General features: G+C 69.9%; 7 protein-coding genes. 3 read left to right on the top strand and 4 right to left on the bottom strand.

Features of this window, described 5'->3' with window-relative positions; genetic code table 11:
- The 3 genes from D7V97_RS35245 to D7V97_RS46690 all read right to left on the bottom strand — a co-directional run.
- Positions 1-1,188: hypothetical protein (locus D7V97_RS35245; RefSeq protein ID WP_147445107.1), on the bottom strand; the 1,188-nt coding region annotated here is incomplete at its 3' end.
- Positions 1,170-1,616, bottom strand: a complete 447-nt coding sequence (locus tag D7V97_RS35240; protein WP_120615011.1) for a hypothetical protein — start codon at positions 1,614-1,616, stop codon at positions 1,170-1,172. The genes D7V97_RS35240 and D7V97_RS35245, both read right to left, overlap by 19 nt.
- Before the next feature lie 823 nt (positions 1,617-2,439).
- Positions 2,440-3,633 carry a VWA domain-containing protein gene (locus D7V97_RS46690; RefSeq protein WP_158623525.1) on the bottom strand — a complete coding sequence of 398 codons (1,194 nt, stop codon included), beginning with the start codon at positions 3,631-3,633 and terminating at the stop codon, positions 2,440-2,442.
- 358 nt (positions 3,634-3,991) lie between these two features.
- Here D7V97_RS46690 and D7V97_RS35225 point away from each other — a divergent pair, with 358 nt between their 5' ends.
- From D7V97_RS35225 to D7V97_RS35215, 3 genes are all read left to right on the top strand, one after another.
- A complete protein-coding gene (locus D7V97_RS35225) occupies positions 3,992-5,065 on the top strand; it encodes a hypothetical protein (protein WP_158623524.1) in 1,074 nt (357 codons plus the stop codon).
- Between the two features lie 429 nt (positions 5,066-5,494).
- Complete coding sequence (locus D7V97_RS35220) at positions 5,495-6,232, top strand: DUF6310 domain-containing protein (RefSeq protein ID WP_368668985.1); 738 nt, start codon at positions 5,495-5,497, stop codon at positions 6,230-6,232.
- Entirely contained in the window at positions 6,229-6,984 is a 756-nt protein-coding gene (locus D7V97_RS35215; RefSeq protein WP_120615007.1) for a DUF5953 family protein, read from the top strand. Before D7V97_RS35220 ends, D7V97_RS35215 begins: the two co-directional genes overlap by 4 nt.
- Positions 6,985-7,030: 46 nt before the next feature.
- Here D7V97_RS35215 and D7V97_RS35210 read toward each other — a convergent pair.
- The coding region (locus tag D7V97_RS35210; RefSeq protein ID WP_233583421.1) for a glycoside hydrolase family 15 protein at positions 7,031-9,029 on the bottom strand (1,999 nt) is incomplete at its 5' end.

The following is a 9,029-nucleotide window of genomic DNA, read 5'->3' as shown; positions in this document are numbered from 1 at the left end:
CGTCCAGAGGCCCTCGAAGGCCGCCGTGTTGATGTTGAGCGTGTCCGCGAACGACAGGCCCGTGGCGCCCCAGGTGGCCGTGTGGCTGCGCATGGAGCGGATGCGGAGCGGCGCCTCCGTGAAGTGCTTGTCCATCCGTCCCAGGTAGGTGACGACGAGCGTGTTCGTCCGGGGCTCGGCGATGAGCCCGGGACGCGCGTTCTTGCGCAGCACCCGCGCCGGTGCGAACCGGGCCACCGCCATGCACTCCAGCGCCGTCGTCCAGTGCACGCCCTCATCGAGCACCCGCTGCACCTCGGAGCGGAGGTAGCGGGCCAGCTCGCGCGGGGCCTCCAGCCGGGCGCGGACCTCCTTCAGGGAGATCTCAATCGGCACCGCGGAGCAGCCATTGCCCAGCGTCCGCCCGAGCCCCAGCATCCGCCGCAGGTCCACCGGCATGCGCAGGCGGATGAGTCCGTCCGCCGGGGACTCTCGCAGCGCCACGCCCGCGAGCAGCGCGGAGAAGAAGACCTCCGACGCCTGGAGGTCCGTGGTGCCCTGGGGAAGCGTGAGCCGCGCCGTGGCCGTTAGCGCGCGTCCGGCGGTGTCCCCACTTCGGCGCAGCCCCATTCCCCGCTGCGCCAGGAGCCGCCGGCGCGGACTCGTGAGCCCCAGCACCACGCCCGGCTGGCGCAGCGCCGCGAGCAGCACCTTGCCATCCGTGAGCGTCGAGGGCTCCAGCGGGCGCGACTCCGACCCGCGTCCCGCGCAGAGCAACCACAGCCGCTCCAGCAGGTGCGCCAGCGCCTTCGCGTCCCCGATGGCGTGGTGCAACTGGATGCCCAGCAGCCAGGGCCCCTGGGCCGCGTCCACCATGGGATGCAAGTGCAGCCGCAGCGGCACGTCGCGCGTGAGGTCCACCCGCGTGTTGATGATTCGCGCTACGGCGTCGGGCTCGGACAGGGGCTCCGCGCCTTCCACCAGGGCCGCGTCCACCTCCGCGTCCCCGCGCACGGCGGGCACCCATGCGCGGCGCGCGTCGTTCCAGGCCACGTTGAGGCGCTCGCTCTCCCGCACCAGCGCGCGCAGCCCCCGGCGCAGGAGCGCCACGTCGGGCCTGTCCTCCAGCCGCAGCAGCACCGTGGCCCAGATGGTGGCGACCTCGCCGTCCAACCGCGCCATCAGCGTGTCTACGAAGTTCGCGCGCATCGCTCCCTCCATCCCGCGAAGAGCTCCCGGGCCCCCGCGCCGTCCAGCCGGGCGCGGCTCACGGCTTCGCACGCGGCCCTCGGGTCCGCCACGTATTGGAAGACGAGTTCATCCGGCTCGCGCTGGTGGAGGCGGATGCCCGTCGGAAGAAAGCCGGCCGCGAGGAGCACCGGCGTCCCCTCGGCCACCCGCTGGGGCTCGCCCATGGGCAGGTGGATGAGGTCCACGCGCGCCCGCTCCGACGTGAGCGCCGGGGTGCCCTCCGCGCTGAATCCCACGAGGCCCCGCCGCTCCAGACGCAGCGACGCGTTCCAGTCGAGCGGACGCAGCACGGCGCCCTCGCTCCATGCCCGGCGCTCCAGCGGCGTGAAGGCCACCGACTCCGCGAGCCCCACCCCGGCCAGGATGGACGCGAGCCACTCCCCCACGGGCCCTCGGGCAGGTAGCGCCGGCGTGGCGGCGGGGGCGCGAGCACCGTCGTCATCGCCAGTGCCTGCATGGGCACGCCCGAGCCCTCCTCCACGCCCATCACCGTCTCGCCCCGCGTGTAGTTGACGACGAGGCCCATGGGTTTCGCCCGCATGAAGCGCGAGGCGTAGCGCTGCGCCATGACGTGCAGCGTGGAGGTGTTCTGGTGCAGGAAGCCCACCCAGCGCCCGAGCCGCTCCAGCAGCGAGCCCCACAGCGCCTCGTGCTCGGCGCGGCCCATGAGGGTGCGGCGGCTCGGCAGCGCCACGGAGAGCCCCGAGTCCAGCGAGTCCCGCTGCGGCTTGCTCCACAGGCCCGTGTGCCACAGCAGCGCCCCCCGCGCGTCGAACTCGCCGAGGCTCAGCAGCGCCCCGTCCCTCCAGAGCCGCACGGCGCCGCCGGGCTCGTAGAGGAACGGGTAGGAATACGTCTGCGCGTAGCGCGCGTGAAGCAGCTCGCGCAAGGCCGGCTCGTCGGGCTCGGCCAGCCAGCGCGTGTGCTCGCTGGGGTTGGCGGCGCGAAGGTCGTCCATCAGGGAAACAGCTCGGTCCCGGCCCATGTGCGCTAGCAATGCATCCTTGAGGCCAGCCGGGAAGGCCCCGCTCCCGCCCGGACGCAACCTCGCTCGCCCAGCCCTTCGTGCAGCGCCTGGCACACGGGTGTGAAGCCCCCTGCACAGCCGAGGCGCATCAGAGAGGGCTGCCTGATGGGGCCGAGTCCCGCGCCGGGCCCTACACGGCTGGAGCGGGGCTTCGCCTGCGAGGACCCGTCCCACCGCGAGGCCTACTCCAGCATCAGCTTCCGGGCCGCGGCCTGCTTGTGCACGGACTGGATGATGGCCGTGTCGAGCGTCTCCGCGCCCTTGTTCGCGGCGTCCTTCTCCTGCTCCGCCAAGTACTTCACCCGCTCCCCCTGGAGCTTCTGGATGCGGTCCTGGATGTCCGAGCGCTCCTTCGACTTCGCCTCCACGACGGCCTTGCGCTCCTCCACCGACTTGCCCTTCAGCTCCGGCGGCAGCTCTTCTTCCCGGAGCGCCTCGACCTTCACCGCCCCCTTCTTGGCGCCGTCCACCAGGTCCCAACTCGAGTTGTCATAGAGGCGGCTCGCCTTGGACGCCGCGCGGGAGGCGGTGGTGCTGGCGCTGACCGAGGCGTTGGAGTCCTGCGCCGCCTGCCGCTGCTTGCCCGCCGAGCCCTGGGCCCCGTACCCCAGGTAGGTCTTGCTCAGGTCCCCACTCAGCCGGGCGAGCTCCGCGTCCTGCGGGGCGGAGACCTGGGCCACCGCGCGATTCTGATCGATGTTCAGCGACTGCCCCTGGGCGAGCGTCGCCGCGGCCGTCCAACCGTCCTGGGCCCCCACCTGCGAAGGGCCACAGTGGACGGTGTTCACGACGATGCCGTGCTCCTTCGCGCTGGCGACGGCCTTCGAATAGGCAACGGGGCCCTGGGTGAAGGACTCATTGCCCGCGATGTAGATGAGCTTCAAGTCCTCCTTCGACTTGCTCCAGGCCAGCTGGGTGGTGGCCTTCTGGATGACCTGCCCGCAGTACTCATCCCCGCCGTTGGTGCGCAACGCGAAGAGCTGCTCGGAGACGCGGTCCAGGTCCGTGGTGAAGGGAAGAATCTGGCGGATGTAGCCGGACTCCTTCGGGAGGCTCTCCTTGCCGTATTCGTAGAGCGCGATCTCCAACCGGGCCATCTGGCCGTCGCGACGGGCCTTCTGGAACGTATTCACCACCGTCCAGAGCTGGCGCCGGGCCTGATCGATGAGGCCATCCATGCTGCTGCTGGTGTCGAGCAGCAAGGCAATTTGCACCCGGGGCGCGGACACGGCCGCGTCCACCATCACGGGCGCGGGGCCTTCAGGCACCTGGCTCGCGGGAGGCGCCATCTGCTTCGCGGCCGCGTTGGGGGCGCCGGCGAACGAGACTTGAGGAAGCGCGAGCAGGCCAAGACCGAGGGCCAGGGACTTGAACATGGGGGGTTCTCCAGCGGGGTGGTGGATGGGCTGCACCGTCAGGTCCCCTTGGAACGAACGGGGTCGGCAAAAGGTCTGGACAGCCTCCCGGTTTCCCACCGGCCGGTCCAGGGCACGCGGGGCGCACCTCCTCTTCCTGGCCTTCACCGGCTGTGGCCCCAGCGACGTGAACATCACCAACGACGGGTGCCCGGCGGGCGTGCACACCCAGAGCTGCTCGGGACCGCTGTAGTCGCTTCGCCGTCGAGCAAGAACACGGTCACTCAATGGCTGGCGGCTCGGGCTCCAGCAGGTGCGGGGGCTCCGACTCCCCTTCGTCCCGAAATCGGAGCGCACGGACGACCGGGGCGGGGTGTGGGTGCTGGAAAAGGACGGGCCGCCCCGGGAACTCTCCGGAGACTGGGCGAGCACCCGGGGACTGGCGTGGGCTCCGGATGGGAGCGAGGTGTGGTTCACCGCCACCCAAACCAGTGGTGTAGGCACCGCGCTGTTCGCGGTCGACCTGCGAGGCACGACGCGGCTCGTGGATCGGATCGCCGGGCGGATGGTGCTCCACGACATTTCGAACGATGGCACCGTCCTGGTGGATCACCCGGTGACCCGGATGGGTGTCGCGTTCGGGCGCGCGGGGGAGGAGAGGGATTTCACGTTGGCGAACGCCTCGTTCATGGCGGACCTGTCCCACGATGGCCGGATGATGCTCATCTCCGAGGAAGGACAGCTCGAAGGCCCCACCTATGGCGCGTACCTGCGCACCACCGATGGCGCGCCTCCGGTCCGGCTGGGAGACGGGCATCCCCTGGCGCTGTCCCCGGATGGCAAGCAGGTGCTGGTCGTGCGTTATGGGGAGCGGATGGAGTTCTTCCTGCTGCCCACCGGCGCGGGGGAACCGCGCCCGGTGTCACTCGCCCCGGTGGCCACGGTGATTGCGGCGCACTGGTTTCCGGATGGGAAGCGATTGCTCCTGCACGCGAGCCAGGAGGGGCGTCCCGCCCGCTTGTGGGTGTTCGAGCCGGGCGCCGGAGCCCCCCGGCCCCTCACGGCGGAAGGCACCGGCCTCAAAACGGCCATTTCCCCCGATGGGGCATGGCTCGCGGCGGTGGATGCATCGGGAAGCCTCCGCGTGTTCTCCGCGACGGGTGATGCGCAACGCGTGGTCCCGGGCGCGTTCCCGGGACAGCTGGTGGTGGGCTGGGACGCGAGCGGCGCGGCCCTCTACCTGCGCAGTGTCTCGCTTCCCGTCCAGGTCTCCCGGGTCGACGTGAAGACGGGCACGAGCGTGCCGCACCTGACCGTGCCCGCGCGCGGAACCCTGCCGGGGCTCGTCTCGGTCATGACGCTGGCGATCTCCGCGGACGGGAATGCCTACGCGTACAGCTACAGCGAGGCGCTCTCCCAGCTCTACCTGGTGGAGGGATTCGCGAAGGACTGAAAGGATGAGTCGGGGCTGCTTTCGGGGAGGGGGCCGCACGTCCACCTCCGTCCAGCGCAGCTGCTGCTGCACGGACTGTCTCACCCACCTTGCAGAGAGGACTGCCTGATGAGGCCGAGTCCCGCGCCGGGCCCTATACGGATGGGGACCTGCCGCGCGAAGCACCCTTGCAGGCAGCGGATGCTGACATACTCCAGGACGGGCCTTCCCTGCCCCATGGCTCCCTGATTGGGTTGAAAGGCCGTGTTCATGCGTTTCCGCGCTTGCCTCGCACTCCTGCTCTTCCTCTCCGCCTGCGCTACGTCGACGCCGCCTCCCAGCACGCGGAGCACCCGGAGCCAGCGACTCGCCAACCTCCAGCGCGCGGCGGCACTGCCCTGGGCGGACGGTGGGCAGTGCGTTGTCCGCGAGGCTTCCCAGCCTTGGCCCGTGCTGGTGGAGCGGTGCTATCAGGCCCTCGACCATGACCGGCTCGAGTTCCACGACACCGCGGGAAGATGCTCGGTCGCCTCCGCGGGCGCGGGTGCCATGGGAATCGGGCTCTGCGTTCTGGTGGCTCCTGAGATCGTCGTGGGAGCCGTGATCGTCCTGGGCGTGGTGGTGGTCGCCGTCGCCATCAAGGAAGCGATGGATGCGCATGAACTCCGCCACGCCTACCCCGAGGAAGCAGGGACCTCACGCGGAACGAAGGTGGCCTCCCGGGAGGCGGAAGCGCAACGCAAGCTCAAGCCAGAGCCGGAGCCCGCAGGACAGGACCAGCAGCCCCCGGTACCGCCTGTGCTCGTGGACCGGACGGGACGCGCCAGTTGCGAGCCGGTTCCAGTGCCTCACGCGGGCGGAGATACCCCGCATAACCAGTGCGCCGACAAGGTCCCTCCCAATCGCTATCCCGGAATGGACGTGCTCGTTGGCGGGGTGCGCTTCGATGCGCTGCAAGTCGGCGTGCGCGTACTGTGGGAGATCAAGACCCATCGATTCGACTCGTACAATTACTTCATCCAGAAGCGGGAGATTGAGACGGAGTTGGAGCAAATCGAAAAGGAGCAAGACGCAGCGGCGGCATGCGGATATGGCTATGTGATCGGGGTGAGCACCCAAGCGCACAAAGACGCGCTGCTCGCTGTCCTTCCCTCCCTCAAGATCGTCGTCACGGGATGCAAACGATGACCCCTCGAAATCACCTCGTTCTGGCCGTCTACGCGCCAGCGCTCGTGGCCAATGACGGTCGCACACTCGCTGTCGTCCGTGGCATGGAACAGGCACTGCCTGGCTTGCGCCTGAAGTGGGAAGTAGGCGAAGGAGGGCGACTCATTGAGTTACCGCAACGCGACGCATGGCTCGTTGAGGCGACAACACGCGGAAAGCTCCCGCTCCTGTGCAATGGCGACGAGAGCTACCCCGTGACGGTCGCGGGAAGAGGAAGATCGGGACGCCTCAGCCCGGGCGGTCAGCCGCAGCTCCACGTGCATGCGGAGTTGCCGCTAGACGCGTCCGTTATCGCGGCAGCGGGGGAGATGCTGGAGCACGTCGGGGAGGGCGCACACGCGTTCTGGGGGCATGCGACGCCGGATGCCGCTGCGTTGGACATCGCGTATCAGACAGCCCCCACGCTGGAGGGGCCACCGTCTCCACGCCGGGGTCTGCCCGCCCTGAAGCTCTTCGATCACATCCGCTCGCCTGAGATTCCCTTCTACCTCGGGTGGCTGAACTATTGGTCTGCGGCTGCCGCGAAGGTCATCGGGTTCCCGGACCCTGCCCGCGACTCTGAAGTGCTCAAGCGAGCGCGGCGCACGGCGTCGGGCGGCTGGGTCGTGCAGCTCACCGACGCGCCGCTCGACCTGGACAACCCCACCCACCTGGACACGCTCAAGCGGACCTACGAGCGCTTCCCGGAGATCGGCGCACGCGCAGCGCCTTGACCTCAAGGCTCCAATCCGGCGACAGCGAGCTTCAGGAACTCGAAACTCACTCAATCGCTGGCGGCTCCGGCTCCAGCAGGTGCGGGGGCTCCGACTCCCCTTCATCCCGAAGTCGGAGCGCACGGTCGATGCGCGCGGCGGCGCTGATGAGGCCGAGGTGGCTGAAGGCCTGCGGGAAGTTTCCCAGCTGCTCGCGCGTCAACGGGTGGATCTCCTCCGCCAACAGCCCCAGGTGGTTCGACGCCTCCGCGTGCGCGACGAAGACGTCCTCGGCCTCTTCGATGCGATTGGCCAGCGCCAGCGCCTCCGCCAGCCAGAAGCCGCAGAGGATGAAGCCTCCCTCCGGCCCCCCTACCCCGTCATCCATCCGGTACCGGCGCAGGAACGGGCCCGTGCCCAGCTCCGCGCGCAGCCAGTCGAGCGTCCTCAGGATGAACGGATCCGTCCCCCGGAAGCAGCCGACGATGGGCAGCAGCAGCAGCGCGGCGTCCGGTTCATTCCCTCCGTAGGACCCGACGAAGTGCTTGCGCGCCGGGTCCACGCCGTTGCGCAGGATGTCCGTCCGGATGACGTCCGCCAGGCCAGCGCTGGACTGCTCCAGCGCCGTCTCCCCGAAGAGCCGCGCCAGGTGCTGCCCCCGGCGCAAAGCCAGCCACCCCATGAGCTTCGAGTGGACGTTGTGCCGCATCTCCCGGCGCGGCTCCCAGATGCCGTGGTCGGGCTCGCGCCAGCGACGGGCCGTGGTCTGGATGACCGAGCGCAGCAGCCTCCAGGTGCGCAGCGGCAGCCGCCCGCCGGAGCGCTCGTAGAGGTACGCCGCGTCGAGCAGCGCGCCCGCGGTGTCGAACTGGAACTGGTCCCTCGCGCCGTTGCCGAGCCGCACCGGCCGCGAGCCCTGGAAGCCGGCGAGGTGATCCAACTCCCGCTCCGGCGGCACGGGCGCACCGTCCAACGTGTACATCACCTGAAGCGTGTCACCGCGCTGCAACGTGTCGCGCACGAAGTAGAAGAACTCGCGCGACTCACTCTGGAAGCCCAGCAGGTTGGTGGCGCGCACCGCCATCGCGGAGTCGCGGACCCAGCTGAAGCGGTAGTCCCAGTTGCGCGGGCCCCCAATCCACTCGGGGAGCGACGTGGTGGGCGCGGCCACCATCGCGCCCGTGGGGCCGTACATCAGCATCTTCAGCGCCAGCGCGGATCTCAGCACGTGGTGCCGCCACGGCCCTTCGTAGTGGAGCTGCTGCGCCCACTCGCGCCAGGCCTGGCGGGTATCCCGAAGGTGATCAAAGGGCCGGTACGCGGCCAGGGGCTCCGGCCGGTCGGAATCCCACGACAGGATCATCCAGCGCCGCTCGCCCGGCCCCATCCGGATGCGCGTCTGGAGGCCCGTGTCTCCCCGGCAGGGTTGGCCGCGCAGCTCCCCGCAGGGCCGCCACTCCGCCGCCCCGCTGAGCACCGCGACCAGCCGCTCCCCTCCTGATCCGCGCGCGACGAGCCCGTGCTCCTCCCGCTCCACCCGCGTCTGTGACGCCCCGTACCCGAAGCGCGGATCGAAGACGATGTTCAGCTCCACCGCGCCTTCCAGGCACTCGATGCGCCGGTGCACCTCGTGGACGGTGGAGCGCGGGTCGTTGGTCCACGGCATGTAGTCGATGATGCGAATGGCCCCCTTGCGCTCGAAGCGGAACAGCGTCTCCAGGACGTTGGTGTCCGGGTCGTAGCGCTGCAGGCTCTCGAAGGGCCACACGACGGGGGTGATGCCGGTGATGCCGCCCTTCTCGTCATCGAGGATGCCCGCGAAGACGCTCGGGCTGTCGAAGCGGGGGAAGCAGAGCCAGTCAATGACGCCGTCCGGCCGGACGAGCGCACAGGAGCTTCCATCGCCAATCACCCCGCGGCCCGCCAGGGAGACCTCCCGGTAGGACGCCGGGTTGGTGAACCGGAAGGGGCGGGCCATCCGCCTGGCGGCGCTGTAGAGGTCCATGGGCAGGCGTGTCGCGGGGCAGGAACGCGACCTCCCGCCCTCAACGTAGCGACGGCCGCAC

Source organism: Corallococcus sp. CA053C (assembly GCF_003611675.1).
Lineage (GTDB): Bacteria > Myxococcota > Myxococcia > Myxococcales > Myxococcaceae > Corallococcus.
The sequence above is the reverse complement of the archived record's forward strand: the minus strand, read 5'-3'. Positions and strand labels throughout refer to the sequence as shown.

What these genes read in the sequence shown, in the direction of transcription:
- D7V97_RS46690 (WP_158623525.1), bottom strand. Translation starts at nt 3,633, where the DNA reads ATGTTCAAGTCCCTGGCCCTCGGTCTTGGCCTGCTCGCGCTTCCTCAA.
- D7V97_RS35215 (WP_120615007.1), top strand. Translation starts at nt 6,229, where the DNA reads ATGACCCCTCGAAATCACCTCGTTCTGGCCGTCTACGCGCCAGCGCTC.